The organism is Yersinia intermedia, assembly GCF_900635455.1.
GTDB classification, from domain to species: Bacteria; Pseudomonadota; Gammaproteobacteria; order Enterobacterales; family Enterobacteriaceae; genus Yersinia; species Yersinia intermedia.
The window spans coordinates 1936556-1953471 of the sequence record NZ_LR134116.1 but is presented as its reverse complement, the minus strand read 5'-3'; the positions used below and the strand labels follow the sequence as shown (position 1 = coordinate 1953471).

Below are 16916 nucleotides of genomic sequence, written 5' to 3'. Positions count from 1 at the left end.
CTCACGCAAACCCGCCCTGGTGGCGGGTTTTGTTCTACAACTGCCATTCCTGTTGCTGTAACACCACACGATAACCATCGCTATCTTCGAACGTTTTGCCGCTGACATCCCAATAAGGATTATAAGACGTGACCTCGCGAAAACCTGCCGCCGCCATCTGCTGGCACTGCACAACCCATTGCGCTTTATCCGGTATATAAAATACTAATAAGTTGTCCTGCGTCGGTGCCGCCCCTACCCGAACACCGCGATGATGAGTAAACTCTAAATGATAAGTGTGATGTGGATGTCCGAGAATAACACCGTCAAATCCCTGATGATCAGCAAAATGGCCCAGTTGGTTAAAGCCTAGCCCACGGCAGTACATCTCACTGATTAACTTAAGATTATCTGTGGGTCTGGCAACACGCATTATCGAGGTTTTCGGTAATACTGACGGCGGTTTACTTACGTGGGTATCGGGTAACCTCACTGCTTTTGATGGCATCGACTCTCTCCTGATAACACATTTGAACCTAGAGATTAAACATGAAAATAAGACCTGCGCAACCTGCAGACTACCCGGCTATATTAGAGTTGCAGCGACAAAATACCCCAGAAAACTTAAGTCCAGAGCAGCGCCAGCAGGGTTTTATTGTGTCACAAATGGATGAAAAGCAACTGGATTCGATTAATCAGGATTTGGGGGTTCTGGTTGCAGTTGATGATGGGCTAATCGCCGGCTTTGTCTGTTTGGCCCACACGCATAAACAACCACGACCACCGGTGGTTGATGCCATGCTGGAAGCCATGAGCCATCAACAGTATCAAGGCCAGCCATTAGCACAATTACGGGTATTTCTGTACGGGCCGGTATGTATTGATAGCCGCTGGCGTGGCAACGGGGTATTGAGTCAACTGTTTGCCGCCGTTAAAAACCATACCCGCAATGACTTTGATGTGGGGGCTGCATTTGTTAACAACGACAATCCGCACTCATTAGCAGCCCATGTCAAAGGGTTACATATGACGCCGATAACTGAATTCATTTGCCAGCAACAACACTACCAACTGCTGATTTTTGCTACCAGCGCATGATGTTACTCATAGGGGCCATGACGTGCATCAATTGGTAGCATGAAGGTATCAACGATCATTGATAGAGGAACATCTATCACCGTGACATATTTCCATGGCCCCTCACGCATATCCCATTGCACGCCTGGATAGTATTGGTGCCCATGGCCCTGCCCCGGCACTGTACGGCTGATAATGCTGCCACAGCCGGATAACAGCATAATACCGATCCCCAGCATAACCATGCGGGCCATGCGGGCCATGCGGGCCATGCGGGCCATGCTAATAGCACGATAAGTCAGTTTAACGATAGCAGTCACACAGTTACTCTTCAGGTTCAGCGCGACGCACAGCTTATCATAACGCTACATAAACAACGGTTAGGGCTCAGTCTGGATAATGTTAAGAATAGAGGGTGTTAAAGCGCCATTCAGTATTAGCTAATACGTTATCACCTTTCAGACCGTGCTAATGGCAATAAAAAAACGGGCAATACATAATGTACGCCCGTTTTTACTCAATATTACCGTTACTTCACATCACTGTTACTTCGCTGCTGGAAACGCCTTCATATTATGCGCAAGTTGGCGATAATATCCGTTCCAAATCTGATACTGCTCCGGTTGCTGCCAGACTTGCTGGTGCAAACGCGAAATCAACACCGGATCGCTAAGTAATTCCAGACGCTGTAATTTAGCCAATTTATCTGGCCCGGCTTCCAACGCCAGTGCTAGCCGTTCGGCACGCACTTGCTCGATAATCGCGCGGGTATGATGGCGAGCTGTCGCCATCGCACTGGCCAGCGCGTTATACGATGGGTTCATCACCGCATGCAAGAAACCATTACTGAGCGCCCGCTGATGGTTAAGCTCCAGGTACTCTTCCGTTGCCAACAATTCCCGTGGCGGATTGTACTCTTCCGGGATCAGGAACAATTTAGCCCGCTTACTGGCCATCCCCAATGTCCGGCGGCTGGAAACCACCGAGACCACCGGTGACAGTATCAACGAAAATACAATCGGAGATAACCACCACAAGAAGCGCAGATCCAGCCAGGCCACGCCACCGGCCCAAACTAGCCCCAGTAACAATTGTGAACCGTGACGAACCATAGCTTCACTCCACGGCGTGGCATCATCATCACGTTGTGGTGAGTTCCACTGCACAGACCAACCGAGGAAGGCGCTAACCACAAACACGGTATGGAACAGCATACGCACCGGGGCCAGTAACACGGAGAACAACATTTCAGCCAGCATCGACAGCAATAGACGCAGCGCCCCACCGTACTCTTTCGCCCCTTTTGCCCAGATCAAAATAATACTGAGCAATTTTGGCAAGAACAGTAATACCAAGGTGGTGGAGAACAAACCAATTGCCAGTTCGGGCCGCCACTGGGGCCAGACCGGGAACAATTGGCGCGGTTGCAGGAAATACTGCGGTTCCATCAGGGTATGCACTGCCTGCAAAGCAGTACACAACACCAGGAACATAAACCACAACGGCGCAGACAGATATGACATCACCCCCGTGAGGAACACAGCCCGGTGAACCGGATGCATGCCCTTAACCAGGAACAACCTGAAATTCATCAGATTCCCATGACACCAACGGCGGTCTCGTTTTAGCTCATCCAACAAATTAGGTGGCAGCTCTTCATAACTACCCGGCAAATCATAGGCAATCCACACGCCCCAACCGGCACGGCGCATTAATGCCGCTTCCACAAAGTCATGCGACAAAATAGAGCCGGCGAACGAACCTTCACCAGGCAACGGTGCCAGTGCACAATGCTCGATAAAGGGCTTAACCCGAATAATCGCATTGTGACCCCAGTAATGGGACTCGCCTAACTGCCAGTAATGTAAACCAGCCGTAAACAGCGGACCATAGACCCGCGTGGCAAATTGCTGGATACGGGCATATAACGTGTCCATCCCTGAGGCTTTCGGCGCAGATTGAATAATCCCGGCATTTGGATTGGCTTCCATCAACCGCACCAATCCAGTCAAACACTCACCGCTCATCACGCTATCGGCATCCAGAATCACCATATAGCTGTACTGGCTGCCCCAACGGCGGCAGAAGTCATCGATATTACCGCTTTTGCGTTTAACCCGGCGGCGGCGGCGGCGGTAGAAGATGCGCCCATGCCCATCGACATCACGACACAGCTCCAGCCAGGCTTTCTGCTCTGCCACACAGATATCGGGGTCATAACTGTCACTCAGCACATAAATATCGAAGTGTTCGAGTTGACCCGTGGCAGCGACCGACTCATAAGTAGCACGTAACCCCGCAAATACTCGCTCTACGTCCTCATTACAAATTGGCATAATCAGCGCAGTCCGGTGAGCTGGATTTAGTGCCTCATCGCCTTTGATAGTAGAGGATATGCTGTATTTATCTTTACCAATCAGCAATTGCAGGAAGCCCATCAGCGCGGTCCAGAACCCAGCAGAGACCCAACAAAACAGCACGGCGAACAGAATCAAAATGCCGGTTTGTAGCAGGTAAGGCAGCAATTGCATTACCGAAACCTGCCAGTTTTGTTGCCAAATCTCGAAAGGATCGATTAACGCCCAGCCCTGGTAAGGCAGAATGGTCTTCATATAACTGGTCGCAATGGTGGTTTGCAACACAATCAGTATCAGCAAAATATAGCGGCGTAAGGAACCTACGCTGCGCCATTTCTTCTCGGCAAGAGCCTGTTCATGGGTTTGCGCCCGTGACACAGTGCTGCGCCCCAATAATGAATCCCAAAAACGCCCCACCGGATTGGTCCGCCATGCCTGCGGGGCCATACTGGTGCGTTTGATGGGCGGCATAGCACTAATGACCGTGCGCCCTTCGCAATCTGGCTCCAGTTGTTTCCCTCTCACCAAGGCATCCGGCCACGCCGCACGCAAACGCGCATTGACTGATGCCAACGCACTGTCTTCCTGGCTAAAAACCCCCTCTTGTGGCGCACTGGCCGCCAGTTGCTGATGTAAATGCTGCATCGCGTCAGGAGTGCTATCGAGTAATACATCTTCAGGTAAAGCATCACGCAGCGCCTCTTGCTGCTGAGCAGTCAGGGGCAAGTCCGCAATATAATCCTGTACAGGAGATTGATTTGACTTATTCATCGGCAGGTAGCTGATAGCTCCAGGTTTCAGTCAGGGTTTTATCACCGTTAACCAGCGCAGCGCGCATTTCTATCGGTTTTTTTGCGTCCTTAACTTTCAGCCGCAATGTTAAACGCCAGCCTTTAGTCACTGGGTTGTAGCGCACACTGTTTTCGATCAATTCACCGTTATCGTTGATACTGACCTGCGAAGCTAACGGTGTATTTTCATCAAGTGATTTCAGCACCGGACCGACAAAATCAACCAGGAACGCGACACTGCCATCAGGTTGACGAATCAGATTCGACTGTTTCACATCACCGGTTGAACGCAAGGTCTGTTTGACATAGGCCACGTCCGGCGAATGCAATTTCTCTTCATCGCGCGTGAAGTGCAGGCGGTAATTCAGATCGAGCGATGTTTTTGCATCTGGCAACACATCGGGTGTCCAGAAAGCCACGATATTATCGTTGGTTTCATCCGCAGTTGGGATCTCCACCAGCTCAATTTTACCTTTGCCCCAATCACCACGCGGCTCAACCCAGGCACTCGGACGCAAGTCGTAGCGATCGTCTAAATCCTCATACTGTGAGAATTCACGACCCCGTTGTAGCAGACCAAATCCTTTAGGATTTTCAACCGTATAGGTACTGACCGACAGGTGTTTTGGATTATTCAGCGGTCGCCAAATCCATTCACCATTACCAGCATGAATAGAAAGACCATTGGAATCATGCAATCCAGGACGATAGTTCAACACCCCTGACGGCTGGCTTGGCCCAAACAGGAACATACTGGTTAATGGTGCAATTCCCAGCGTCTCAACCTTGTCGCGCAGGAAGACTTTGGCCTGTACATCAATAGTGGTGTCGCGCCCCGGATAAATGACAAAACGGTAAGCACCGGTGGCACGAGGAGAATCCAGCAAAGCATAGATAACCAGATGCTTGTCATTGGGTTTAGGCCGCTCAATCCAGAACTCGCGAAAACGCGGGAACTCCTCGCCAGAGGCCAATGCCGTATCAATTGCCAGCCCGCGCGCGGAAAGGCCGTAAACCTGACCTTTACCAATCACACGGAAATAGCTGGCACCGAGCATACTCACGATTTCGTCTTTCTTATCCGCTTTATTGATCGGATAAAGCACTTTAAAACCAGCAAAACCTAAGTTTTTCACTGATTCAGCATCATGCTTGACCGAACCAAAATTAAAATAATCCGGGCTATAACTGATAGGTTTTACACTGGTGGCAGTGACCTCGTTAATCTGCACCGGCGTGTCGAAATACATACCCTGATGATAAAATTCTAACTTAAAGGGCGTATCCAGCTTGCTCCAATACGATTTGTCATGGTTAAACTGAATCTGCTGATAATCAGCAAATTTCATGTCACGAAATTGCGATGGAAGATTGCTTTTTGGTGCCTCGAAGCTTTTACCTGCCAATGTCTGTGCCTGTTTAGCCACATCATCTAACGAGAAAGCCATTGCCTGAGAAGTGAATAATGACAGCAAGAGAGTGACCCCCAGCCATCTAACGCTGTTCGCGCGTGACCCTTTAGACATTCTATTAATGTTTGACAAAATATTAACTCGCACATCTCCCCCTGTTCGGGTGCTTAAATCATAACAGCCAAATTATTGACGATTTATTCCGCATACCGTGCTGATAAACTCAGGTTAGCGTAAACGCCTGAGTTATGCTGACGATTGACGGTTTAAACCGGTGGCTAAGCCACCAGACTATCTTGCCTGGCTAAAATACGCTATGGAAAATTATTAACCCTTATAGTAGTGTTTCTCGCCTTAGTGATCCATTGAATAACGTATATTGTTATCAATAAACGTTTACTATAAAAACAACTCCATGGGTAGAACCGGCGCGTTATTCTAATTTCGATAACAAATAGTGAATAAGTATGAAAAAAAATACTAACCAACGGGAGTACTTTCTAGACGCTATCCGCGCCTATTTGATGTTACTCGGCATTCCTTTTCATCTTTCTCTTATATACTCCAGTCATCATTGGGCGGTGAACAGTACGCATCCTTCACAAGTATTTACCTTGCTAAATGATTTCATTCACGCCTTTCGCATGCAGGTATTCTTTGTTATTTCCGGTTATTTTTCATTCATGTTATATCAGCGCTATGAGCGCCAGCGCTGGCTTAAGGTCCGCCTGGAGCGGGTGGTTATTCCTTTACTGGCGGCCATCCCATTAATAACATTGCCACAATTTTATCTACTCAAAAATTATACTGCTAAATTACAAGATTGGAATTCATTTACAATTTATCAAAAAATAAATATTGCTATTTGGGAAGTTGTTTCACACTTATGGTTTTTGTTAACTCTCGCGCTGCTGACGACACTCTGTTTTTATCTATTCAAGGAAATCAAGAATAACTCACAGTCAGTTCCCCGGTTGATAAAAGGAATGAATAATATAGGAAAAGTCTCACTATCCTTGTTTGGCTTTGTATTAATCTACGCAATTATTCGTAGAATAATATTTCTCCTTAACCCTGAAATACTCTTTAATAGCATCTTCAATTTCTTCGTTATGGAGACGTTGTTTTATCTGCCGTTCTTTCTATTGGGCGCTTACAGCTTTATCTATCCGCCACTTAAACAGGTATTTCTTACCTTTTCACCCGGCGCATTTTTAGCCTCCGTGCTGTTATTTATCGCATATGTGGTAAACCAACATATTAATACTGCTGCATTTTTCTCCTTTGAATTGGATCTTATCATCAAGGCATTGATGGGGGTCACCATGATCAATGTGGTCTACTCGCTTGGGCATCGGTTACTCAATTATCCCTCATCACGTATCACCTATCTGGTTAATGCCTCACTTTTCATCTATCTGGTGCATCATCCGCTGACCTTAATTTATGGTGCATTCATTACGCCGCAAATTGACAACAATGCCCTTGGTTTCGTGTTGGGTATGGCATTTGTTTGCTTGATTTCATTTATGTTGTATGAGGTTCATCGCCGAATTCCGCTGCTGAAATTCTTATTTTCTGGTAAACCACAGCAGCAAACAGTGCAATCAAATTATTACTCAAGCGAATAATGTTATTGCTAAGCGATATGAATATCGACATACCGCTTAAGCGATAAAACGGCTACACTGTGAAACCATCATGTAGATGGCGGGATGGCTAATGCCTCACTGCGTGCTCTGCTTTCAGAGCAACTATCCTGTTGATTCCTTATCAGGATTTGTTTCACTTGCAGTGACAACAAAAAGAGGAATTGTGATGAAAAAGCAAGAATCTACTGAGAATAATCCCACGTCGGATGCTGCCGCAGTCACCGAGTTTGCTACCTTGTTTGCTTTGGTTAGCCGCCTGAGCGGAGCACTGGACAGCGCGATCACCGGAAAAGATCGCAGCGTATTAATTAATGAGCTTTCACAGTTTTCTGTCGATAATCTTCCTGAACAGGAAAAAGCACCGACAGCAGAAGCGCTGAGAAGGGCTCTGGCAGCACTTAACCGCGATTAGTTTTACGAACCAACGCTCACCCTTGATTCCCCTCTGGGCAATTAAAGGTGAGCGACCTATCTTTTATCCTCATGATTTTAATCGCTATATAGGCGCAATATCCTTGGTGCATAGCGCAACTGCAAACATCCACATCCCGATAAACTTACACAAATCAATGATTCAAGTGAGTAAATGCCACCAAGCCATGGTTCAAAAGAAATACCGATTTAACACCTTGAATTAGGTCATCTCTTCGCATCAGATGAGACAAATCTGTGTATAATAATTTTATTATAACCTTGGCTTGTTATTCCTTTATTTTCGCATTAAATCAGGAGACCTCCCACCTTGGATGCCATCGCAATTAACAGCCTTTTTTTGATCGGCGCAGTGCTGGTGGGAGCCAGTATTTTACTCAGTTCATTATCTTCCCGGCTTGGCATCCCAATTTTGGTTATCTTTCTAGCCATAGGTATGTTGGCAGGCACAGACGGTATTGGTGGGATTGCTTTCGATAACTACCCGGCGGCGTATCTGGTCAGTAACCTGGCGTTAGCCGTGATCCTGCTAGACGGCGGGATGCGCACCCGAGCCTCATCGTTCCGCGTTGCTTTGTGGCCTGCGCTCTCTTTGGCAACCGTCGGCGTCGTAATCACCGCGGGCCTGACAGGCATGGCCGCCGCCTGGTTGTTTGATTTAGATATTATTCAGGGGTTGCTCATTGGCGCAATTATCGGCTCAACCGATGCCGCCGCGGTATTCTCTCTGCTCGGCGGCAAAGGTCTAAACGAACGCGTCAGTGCCACGTTGGAGATCGAATCAGGTAGCAATGACCCCATGGCGGTGTTTTTGACTGTTACCTTGATTGCCATGATCTCCGCAGGCGAAACGGGTCTCAGTTGGATGTTCCTGGTGCATTTGATTCAACAGTTTGGTCTGGGAATTATCATCGGATTAGGCGGTGGCAGTTTACTGCTGCTGCTCATTAACCGAATAGAACTGGCGAATGGTTTATATCCCTTGCTCGCAGTCAGTGGTGGGATTCTGGTTTTCTCATTGGCAACAGCCATGAACGGAAGCGGTATTCTGGCTGTTTACCTCTGCGGGTTGTTACTGGGTAACCGCCCTATCCGTAACCGATCCGGCATATTACAAACTTTCGATGGACTGGCGTGGCTAAGCCAAATTGGGATGTTCCTGGTATTGGGCCTGTTACTCAATCCAAGTGATCTGTTGCCGATAGCGATTCCGGCCCTGCTCCTCTCATTGTGGATGATTTTGTTCGCTCGGCCGCTGTCGGTGTTCATTGGTTTACTGCCATTTCCAAGCTTTAATCTGCGTGAACGCATCTTTATTTCCTGGGTGGGTTTACGCGGTGCGGTGCCGGTTATTCTGGCCGTGTTCCCGATGATGGCGGGCATTCCCAATGCGAACCTATTTTTCAATGTAGCCTTTTTTGTTGTGTTGGTATCACTGCTGCTACAAGGCACCAGCCTGTCATTTGCCGCACGTAAAACCAAACTGGTGGTTCCCCCTGCATTGGCACCGGTTTCGCGCATTGGTTTAGATATTGATATGAACAACCAGTGGGAGCAGTTCATTTACCAGTTGAGTTGTGATAAGTGGTGTATCGGTGCCGCGCTGCGTGATTTAAAAATGCCGAAAGGAACGCGTATTGCAGCATTATTTCGTGGGAAAGACCTCTTGCACCCTACTGGTAGTACCCGTCTAAAAGAAGGTGATATCTTGTGTGTTATCGGCCAGGAACATGACTTGCCCGCGTTAGGGAAACTGTTTAGCCAGTCCCCTAATATCCAACTGGACGAACGCTTCTTTGGTGACTTTATCCTGGATGCGGATGCCAAGCTCCACGATATCTCTCAGATTTATGGTCTTAATCTGGAACCCGGTATCGACAAACAGCAAACATTGGGTCAGTTCGTGCTCTACTTATTTGGTGGGGAGCCGGTTATCGGCGATCAGATTGAGTGGGATGGCTTGACCTGGACGATTGCCGAAATGGAGTCAGATCGGGTAAGTCGAGTCGGGGTTAAAATTGTTACCAATAAAGCCTAATGTTGCTATGGGTGAGGATGATACCGTATAGCGGGAACGCAATGGAATTGTCTATTTATAACCATCTGATAGTATAAATTTTATGAACCTAGCGCCTTCTGATTGGGATAACCAGCGTACATTTTTGGCCGTTATGCGTGAAGGCAGTTTATCTGCCGCGGCACGGAGCCTGAATGTTTCGCAACCGACAACCCGCCGACACATTGAGTCGTTGGAACAAAGTCTTGGGCAAAAATTGTTTATTCGCACGCCCAGCGGATTAATCCCAACAGAAACAGCTCAAGTCCTATTGCCCCATGTAGTGGAAATGGCCGCCGCTGCCGAAGCCTTAGTGCGAGCCGCCTCTGCCAATATTGGATCAGCCAAAGGCACTGTGCGCATTGCCACCAGCGAGTTACTTGGCGTTGAGATCCTGCCACAACGCTTGGAGCCTCTGCGCCTGCACTATCCTGACCTGCTATTGGAATTAAGTCTAAGCAGCAAAATAGAAGGATTACCCGGCCTGGAGGCCGATATTGCAATACGAACCTTACGGCCTAAAGCATTGCCAGTTAGTGCACAAAGAGCCGGTTATTGCGAGGTCGGGTTATATGCCACTGAAGATTACCTTACGCGCTATGGAATACCGCACAGCATCGGGGCATTAGCACTTCACGCGTTGATCGGCCCTGATCGTAACCTCCATGATATCGAGGTTTTTTGTAAGCAGGGAATGGATTTTGCACCGCATCAATACCGCTTACGCACTGACAGCCATTTGGCCCAATTGGCGGCAATACGCAGCGGTTTGGGTATCGGTGCCTGCCATGAACCCATAGCGCGTCAATCTGGGTTGGTGCGAGTGTTAGCACAAGAATTCTCGTATCCATTGGAATTTTGGGTAGTGATGCATGAAGATTTGCGCAATATCCCGGAAGTTCGCGTCGTGTTCGATCATTTACTCAATACACTGCGCCAATATCTGGCTGAGTAATGTCTCCCGTTCTGATCAGCCACTTGGTTATATTAGCCATAATCTCTAATGTTAAATTAGGGCTAATACATCCCTCATATTAATAACTTTGCTTTATTGTCGCTTTACTCTGCTTTATCCGATTAACCAGGATGATCCCTACACAAACCAATACCAACGCAAGGGCATTTTTCCATTCTAAAATGCTCTCATTGAGGAAAATGGCGGAAAGAACCGCACCTGAGACTGGGATAAGAAAATTGAACGGGGCAACCATACCGACCCGATTATATTTGAGTAACAAGCTCCAGAGTGCAAAAGCGGCCGATGACAGCAGCACTAAGTAGGCTAATAACAATAAGGCCCGCCAGCCAATATCACTCAAATTGCCACCAAATAGATAACCACCAAGCGTCAGCACTAAACCACCGATGGCAAGTTGGTAACCTGTCATCACCGTGGTATCCATGGTTTGCGAAATACGCTTACCATAAATACTGGCAGCAGAAAGGATGAACGCCGCCAGTACCACACTCCCCTCACCTATCAGTGAAAAATTAAAATCCATCAAGTCGGAGCCAAAATTCACCACCATCACGCCAGCGAATCCCAGTGTGCAGCCAATAATTTTATTAAATGATAACCGATCATTTTTATAAATATAATGCGCCAATATGACACTGAAAAATGTCCCTGTCGCATTCATGATTGAGCCTTTCACCCCAGTGGTATATGCCAGCCCGATGTAGAAAAAAACATACTGTAATGTCGTCTGTGTTAGCCCTAAAATGACAATCTGCCTATATTGGCCCTTTTTAAGGCGGCCAATAGCTTTTCCGCTGGCAATAGCAAAAATGAGTAAGACTAACCCAGCCAATAAAAAACGGTAGCCAGCAAACACCATCTTGCTCGGAATATCATCTGGTGCGATATGAAACAGCGCATAGCCATTTTTAATCGCGGGGTAGGCACTGCCCCAAAGAAGGCAACAGAAGGTCGCCACGAGGAAGACAAATTTCTTATTGGTAAAAAGTGCAGGACTGCGGTCCACGTGAACATCCTTTTCAATCAAAAATGGAATGATGTTTCGTTATAACTATTTCCTGCTGAAAAGTCCCGTCGGATGTCACTTTTCTCTTAAAAATATCTAGCTTGTGCCTTGGTATCACACCTATTGAACCTTGCCATCAAAAATGAATAACTTGCCTTTTTACTATTTGTAGAATAATTGTTCGGTGATGCTGACATTTGCCTGCTATTCATGGCGTTGCCTAACCTCGTTCAATGTTTGCACTAACGGACAGAGATCGTGTACGATGCTGGTTTGATTAAATAAACGTTGGTTTTCATTATGTTAAAACTATTTAACGTAAACTTTGACAGTATGCCTGAAAGAAAGTTAGACGAGATCTTCACGCTTAGAAAAATAACATTTAAAGATCGCTTAGATTGGAAAGTAACCTGTACTGATGGCAGAGAAAGCGACCAATATGACGATGAGAATACAAACTATATATTAGGAATAATAGAAGATACTATTGTTTGCAGTGTCAGATTTATTGAAATGAAATATCCCACAATGGTGACAGGACCATTCGCACCTTATTTTTCCGACATTGACTTACCTGTTGATGGTTTTATAGAATCCAGCCGTTTTTTTGTTGAAAAAAAATTAGCCAGAGACATGGTTGGCAATAATAGCCCTTTGAGCCTACTACTCTTCTTAGCAATGGTTAATTATGCCAGAAGCCGTAATTACAACGGTATACTGACGGTCGTCAGCCGGGGGATGTATATATTACTGAAGCGTTCCGGGTGGAATATTACCGTTTTAAACCAAGGTGAGTCAGAGAAAAACGAGGTTATTTATCTTTTGCATTTGGGTGTCGACATTGATAGCCAAAAACAATTAATAAAGAAGATACGCCGGACGCATCACGTTGAGTCTCATATACTTGAAACCTGGCCACTGGCCGTGCCTGGTATAGTTAAATAGGTTTAATTAATTTTAATTCTATGCCAAGCCTTATCGCATGCTTGGCATTTAAAACACCGAGCTTTCTGACGACATTACCGATATGGAACTTAACTGTACTCCTTTTTATTCCTAATATTATGGAAACTTCTGAGTATGTTTTACCAACGCTAGCCCAATATAAAATTTCATTCTCTCTGGGAGAAAAAATTTCCCTCTCACCACCAACTCCATTCAACTCATTGTTTTTATTGTTATTTTTATGGTAAAGACCCAGCATTTTATCATGAGTCAGAATAAGCAACATTTGAATTTTTTCTTTGTTGGTCTCAATAGACTCATCAAACGAAATGCTGTCATCGCTTCCATTGGAAATGTTCAGCGTTGCCATATTATTATTGTTATCATGAAGGACAAATGTATAACCGTTAATAATATTATATTCTCTGGCAAGGTTAAACACGGCTGAGTCGGTTGATTTTATATTAATAACAGAATTATCGTCCCAGGCAAATGGAGCAACTTTATCTTTGGCCGTCAAAATGACTGGATCGATAAGGTGATAGTTGTTTCTTTTATATGTTTGTACCCAATCCATTGGGTAGTTTGAAATAATAGTCGGATGTAATGGTGTTTTCTTATTCATTACCAAATAAGAATATCGGAGGTCGCCATAAGCTTTTATTCTTCTTTGAATATAGTTCTTTATGTCTTCATTAATACTATCATTATCAAAATAATCAATTATCATAACAGACCAAATTTGCTATATGCACTGCGCAACAATACAATTTTATCACATTATTTTCAATAGAAATCAGTGTATAAGATAACCTTACAATGTTCTTAACACACCACTGGCTAGCATTATAATGAACAACAAACCTAGACTAAAGGATAGTTTAGCAAACTAGACTTAAGGTTAGCTATTATTATAGCCCTATGTTTACTAGACTGTTTTTGCTTTAAATAATTAGCTTTAAATATTATAGAACTACTATATTAGCGCACAGACGCTAAGAAAGTCAGTCCCAAAAGAATATATTTTCGCCAACACCAGGGGACTTTTAGTCCCGCAGATCTGTTTTACCCCGCCATCTGGATGCCTTTACATTCAGATGGCTGTAATCTCCTCGTCGCCTTTCTCAGCGTTTAAAAATCAAACAAATAATTAGCCCACTCGGCTAATACTTGCCCCTTGCGATGAATAAATGCCCCCAGACGCAGATAAACATTAACCATATTTATGTAATTTTGATAAACTTGACTTAAGTCATTTCACTAACTCAAATTAATCGTATGATTAATAAACGGTTATAATGTTTTCCCTGGTGTTGGCCGAATTGGCATCCCTTACCAAATGAGATTGGTAAGGGTTTTTTTTGTCTATCATTCAGGTGCGAGTGGTAAATTTAAGACGCCTGCTGCATCCCCGCCTCCCCCGAACTGGTGCAAGGGTACGAATAATCACCGCACGTTCAACCTACTCGACAAGGCGACTAACAATCGCAAAAAATACAGAAGAAGTTAGTCGCGATGCGATTATTAATGGCCTTTATACAAATTATATCCCAACTGCTGAGCCACCGATGCCACCATTTTTTGCCCACGGACGCTATTGCCTACGGGGTCAAGCGGTGGTGAAAATGCCGCAATGCCCATAACACCTGGCACTACCGCCAATATTCCACCACCGACACCGCTTTTCCCTGGTAACCCTACGGTATACGCCCAATCCCCCGAACTGCCGTACATCCCCTCCATGGTCATTTCAGCCAAAATAAACGGCGTATTTGAAGACGTTAGCACCTGTTTTTTGGTCACAGGATTGATGCCCCCTGCCGCAAAGGTTGCCCCCATCGTTGCCAGTTCAATGGTATTGAGTAATGTTGAGCACTGCCGGGTATAGACGTCACAGGCCTCCATGGGATCGCAATACATGGTCTGAGCCGAGTAAAGTAACCAGGCAATGGCCCGGTTGTGAAAATTGGTGGTTTGCTCTGAATGGTTAACTTCATCCGAAAGCGCAATGGGTGCCCCAGCTAACTGCTGTTGAATATCCAGAATACGCGCCCAGCGCTCTTCCCGACTGCTGGCCTTAATTGCACTGACCGTGGACATCGCCCCCGCATTCACCAGCGGTGATAATGGCTTACCGTTATGCAGTTCCAATGCCATCACAGAGTTAAAAGGTAAACCGGTGGGATCTGCACCTATCTTGTCTTGTACTGCCTGTGGGCCAATATCCTCTAACGCCAGAGCTAAAGAGCACACTTTCGAAATTGACTCCAGGGCAAAGCGGAAATCAGCATCACCTTGCGAAATAATATCGCCATCAACAGTGACAATGGCCACCGCAGCCAGTTGACTGGGAACGCTCGCCAGATAGGGAATATAGCTGGCATTCTCCCCTCCGGCGAGTGTGGAATAGCGCGAATAGACATCCTTAACGACTTGATTCAAACGAGCGAGGTCAATAGTCATAAGACTGACTCCAACACTTAATATTATTGAGCAGGGGGGCCGAAGCCACCCTGTATACAGAGAGGAAGGTTGCTAACTTTTTGGTGTGTTCGCGCCCGGCGCTTTAATTGCTGCCGCAGCGGTAACATCACTGGTATGTGTCGCCGAGGTGGTCGGGATCCCTGGGTGACCATTTTCCGCTTGCCAGGTAAATGGTGCAAAGTCGCTATTTGCATCACGCCAGTGAGGTTTGCGGACGATATAAATCAAGAATGGCAATATGACAAAGAACAGCGTGGTCGCTATCAGAATACCGACATATTCTGTTGGGCTGCCCACCGAGATTTGGCTGGGTGGAATAAAACTGAATACGAAAGCCAGAATTGAACCAATAAGCCCCGCGCCACCGATGATCCACATACCTATTGCCCCACCGGGGATATGATACGGGCGTGGACGATTCGGTTGGCTGTAACGCAGATAGATAGCGGCGCTGAACATCAGCATGTACATGATGAGATACAAAATAACGGTCAGTTGACTCATTATTTGATACGCAGCCTGCACCGAAGGTAATACCACAAACAGTATCGCCAACAAGGAAACCAGCAGCGCCTGTAGCAGTAGAATATGGGTTGCCATACCATTCTTATTGGTGTGCTGCCACCAACGCGGCAGATAACCGGCTTTAGCCACAACCAATAAACCCGATGACGGCCCAGCAACCCAGGTAACAACACCGGCCAAGACCCCAATTGCCAAGGCAAAAGCAACCACCGGCCCCAACCATTCCAGATGAGCCCACTTGAACATATCGTCGTATGCCACCAACAGGCTTTGCGTCAGGCTAATATCAGATTGCGGAATGATAAAGGCAATCGCCAGCGTCCCTAGGACGAAAATAAGCACCGTCCCCACTGCTGATAACATAATGGCAATGGGGTAATTTCTATTGGGGTTATCGACGTCTTTAACATGGATGGCATTCATCTCCATCCCGGCGTAGAACAGGAAAATACTGGCGGCCAGCACCACGTTATCGAAGTTGGTAAAATCAGGGATCACCTGATCCCAGGCTAATTCTATTTGTGGTGTTCCGCCGCCAATTAAGTAAGCAAAACCCAGCACAATTAAAATAACCGCAGGGATAATAGTACCGATTATACCGCCCCATTTTGAAACCTTGGCGAAAGTCTCCACTCCTTTAAAGGCAATAAAGGTGGCTAGCCAATAAATAAATAGCACTATTCCTAATACAAAGAATTTATTGGCAGATAGGGCCTCGTCCCAGCGTTGTTCCGGGCCGATGAAAGCCAGCGATACTGCGGCAAAGGTCAGTGCAGTTGGGAACCACACTGTTACCTCAATCCACAGCATAAACATGGCAAGAAACGCTAAGCGTGGGCCGAATGCTTCGCCTACCCAGCGAAATACCCCCCCTTTTTCAGGCCAACCGGTGGCTAATTCCGCCGCCACCAGAGAGACAGGAATTAAGAAAAATACAGCGGCAAAGAGATAGTAGAAAATTGAGCTCAAGCCATATTCAGCTTCTGCGGGTAATCCCCTGAGGCTAACAACGGCCACGATATTCATAATGGCCAGTGTCGCGATACCCAGTTTTTTGACGGGAACTGCGGGTTTACCAGTACCGGAGTTATTATTTGACATAATTTATCCACCTTATTTACGGGTATGACGACCCGTAATACTTCAAGCCGCAGTCTGCTTTCGTTTCATCCCAGGAACGTAGTTACCGACGTTCCTGGGAATTCACTCAATTATCGCCTT

14 protein-coding genes are annotated in these 16916 nt (G+C 46.3%); 6 read left to right on the top strand and 8 right to left on the bottom strand.

Features of this window, described 5'->3' with window-relative positions; translation table 11 throughout:
* Nucleotides 1-34: 34 nt before the first annotated feature.
* Complete coding sequence (locus EL015_RS08850) at nt 35-412, bottom strand: VOC family protein (protein ID WP_005183306.1); 378 nt, start codon at nt 410-412, stop codon at nt 35-37.
* A 116-nt stretch (nt 413-528) separates the two neighbouring features.
* Here EL015_RS08850 and EL015_RS08845 point away from each other — a divergent pair, with 116 nt between their 5' ends.
* Nucleotides 529-1077, top strand: coding sequence for a GNAT family N-acetyltransferase (locus EL015_RS08845; RefSeq protein WP_032905876.1), 549 nt, complete (start codon nt 529-531; stop codon nt 1075-1077).
* Nucleotides 1078-1079: 2 nt separating this feature from the next.
* Here EL015_RS08845 and EL015_RS08840 read toward each other — a convergent pair whose 3' ends face one another.
* The 3 genes from EL015_RS08840 to EL015_RS08830 form a co-directional block, all read right to left on the bottom strand.
* The gene (locus EL015_RS08840; protein ID WP_186379803.1) at nt 1080-1319 is read right to left on the bottom strand and encodes a YceK/YidQ family lipoprotein; all 240 of its coding nucleotides are present in this window, start codon (nt 1317-1319) and stop codon (nt 1080-1082) included.
* Between the two features lie 282 nt (nt 1320-1601).
* Nucleotides 1602-4184, bottom strand: coding sequence for a glucans biosynthesis glucosyltransferase MdoH (gene mdoH, locus EL015_RS08835; RefSeq protein WP_032905877.1), 2583 nt, complete (start codon nt 4182-4184; stop codon nt 1602-1604).
* Nucleotides 4177-5730: a glucan biosynthesis protein G gene (locus EL015_RS08830; RefSeq protein WP_032905908.1), complete on the bottom strand. Its 1554-nt coding sequence runs from the start codon at nt 5728-5730 to the stop codon at nt 4177-4179. Before EL015_RS08830 ends, mdoH begins: the two co-directional genes overlap by 8 nt.
* A 353-nt stretch (nt 5731-6083) precedes the next feature.
* Between EL015_RS08830 and mdoC the strand changes: the two genes are divergently transcribed.
* The 4 genes from mdoC to EL015_RS08810 all read left to right on the top strand — a co-directional run bounded on the left by mdoC (nt 6084) and on the right by EL015_RS08810 (nt 10711).
* Nucleotides 6084-7247, top strand: a complete 1164-nt coding sequence (mdoC, locus tag EL015_RS08825; RefSeq protein ID WP_005183314.1) for a glucans biosynthesis protein MdoC — start codon at nt 6084-6086, stop codon at nt 7245-7247.
* 187 nt (nt 7248-7434) lie between these two features.
* On the top strand, nt 7435-7680 hold the full coding sequence (locus EL015_RS08820) for a hypothetical protein (RefSeq protein WP_032905878.1): 246 nt from the start codon (nt 7435-7437) through the stop codon (nt 7678-7680).
* A 330-nt stretch (nt 7681-8010) separates the two neighbouring features.
* Nucleotides 8011-9738, top strand: a complete 1728-nt coding sequence (locus EL015_RS08815; protein ID WP_005183316.1) for a potassium/proton antiporter — start codon at nt 8011-8013, stop codon at nt 9736-9738.
* A gap of 82 nt (nt 9739-9820) precedes the next feature.
* Entirely contained in the window at nt 9821-10711 is an 891-nt protein-coding gene (locus EL015_RS08810; RefSeq protein ID WP_005183317.1) for a LysR family transcriptional regulator, read from the top strand.
* A gap of 79 nt (nt 10712-10790) precedes the next feature.
* On the opposite strand, the gene EL015_RS08805 is transcribed toward EL015_RS08810, so the two are convergent.
* Nucleotides 10791-11741, bottom strand: a complete 951-nt coding sequence (locus tag EL015_RS08805; protein WP_032905879.1) for a DMT family transporter — start codon at nt 11739-11741, stop codon at nt 10791-10793.
* Between the two features lie 300 nt (nt 11742-12041).
* On the opposite strand from EL015_RS08805, the gene EL015_RS08800 reads away from it, so the two are divergent.
* A complete protein-coding gene (locus EL015_RS08800; protein ID WP_032905880.1) occupies nt 12042-12686 on the top strand; it encodes an acyl-homoserine-lactone synthase in 645 nt (214 codons plus the stop codon).
* Here the strand turns inward: EL015_RS08800 and EL015_RS08795 are convergent.
* From EL015_RS08795 to gadC, 3 genes are all read right to left on the bottom strand, one after another.
* Nucleotides 12679-13416, bottom strand: a complete 738-nt coding sequence (locus tag EL015_RS08795) for a helix-turn-helix transcriptional regulator (RefSeq protein WP_005183323.1) — start codon at nt 13414-13416, stop codon at nt 12679-12681. The two genes, EL015_RS08800 and EL015_RS08795, sit on opposite strands and share 8 nt — an antisense overlap.
* A 794-nt stretch (nt 13417-14210) precedes the next feature.
* Nucleotides 14211-15149, bottom strand: a complete 939-nt coding sequence (glsA, locus tag EL015_RS08790) for a glutaminase A (RefSeq protein ID WP_005183326.1) — start codon at nt 15147-15149, stop codon at nt 14211-14213.
* Between the two features lie 72 nt (nt 15150-15221).
* Nucleotides 15222-16796 (bottom strand): glutamine/gamma-aminobutyrate antiporter GadC, encoded by a 1575-nt coding sequence (gene gadC / locus EL015_RS08785; protein WP_005183330.1) that lies wholly within the window; start codon nt 16794-16796, stop codon nt 15222-15224.
* Nucleotides 16797-16916 lie beyond the last annotated feature (120 nt).

Excerpts from the sequence above, each read along its gene's own strand:
- EL015_RS08850 (WP_005183306.1), bottom strand. The coding sequence starts at position 412 with ATGCGTGTTGCCAGACCCACAGATAATCTTAAGTTAATCAGTGAGATG.
- EL015_RS08845 (WP_032905876.1), top strand. The coding sequence starts at position 529 with ATGAAAATAAGACCTGCGCAACCTGCAGACTACCCGGCTATATTAGAG.
- EL015_RS08840 (WP_186379803.1), bottom strand. The coding sequence starts at position 1,319 with ATGGCCCGCATGGCCCGCATGGTTATGCTGGGGATCGGTATTATGCTG.
- mdoH (WP_032905877.1), bottom strand. The coding sequence starts at position 4,184 with ATGAATAAGTCAAATCAATCTCCTGTACAGGATTATATTGCGGACTTG.
- EL015_RS08830 (WP_032905908.1), bottom strand. The coding sequence starts at position 5,730 with ATGTCTAAAGGGTCACGCGCGAACAGCGTTAGATGGCTGGGGGTCACT.
- mdoC (WP_005183314.1), top strand. The coding sequence starts at position 6,084 with ATGAAAAAAAATACTAACCAACGGGAGTACTTTCTAGACGCTATCCGC.
- EL015_RS08820 (WP_032905878.1), top strand. The coding sequence starts at position 7,435 with ATGAAAAAGCAAGAATCTACTGAGAATAATCCCACGTCGGATGCTGCC.
- EL015_RS08810 (WP_005183317.1), top strand. The coding sequence starts at position 9,821 with ATGAACCTAGCGCCTTCTGATTGGGATAACCAGCGTACATTTTTGGCC.
- EL015_RS08800 (WP_032905880.1), top strand. The coding sequence starts at position 12,042 with ATGTTAAAACTATTTAACGTAAACTTTGACAGTATGCCTGAAAGAAAG.
- EL015_RS08795 (WP_005183323.1), bottom strand. The coding sequence starts at position 13,416 with ATGATAATTGATTATTTTGATAATGATAGTATTAATGAAGACATAAAG.
- glsA (WP_005183326.1), bottom strand. The coding sequence starts at position 15,149 with ATGACTATTGACCTCGCTCGTTTGAATCAAGTCGTTAAGGATGTCTAT.
- gadC (WP_005183330.1), bottom strand. The coding sequence starts at position 16,796 with ATGTCAAATAATAACTCCGGTACTGGTAAACCCGCAGTTCCCGTCAAA.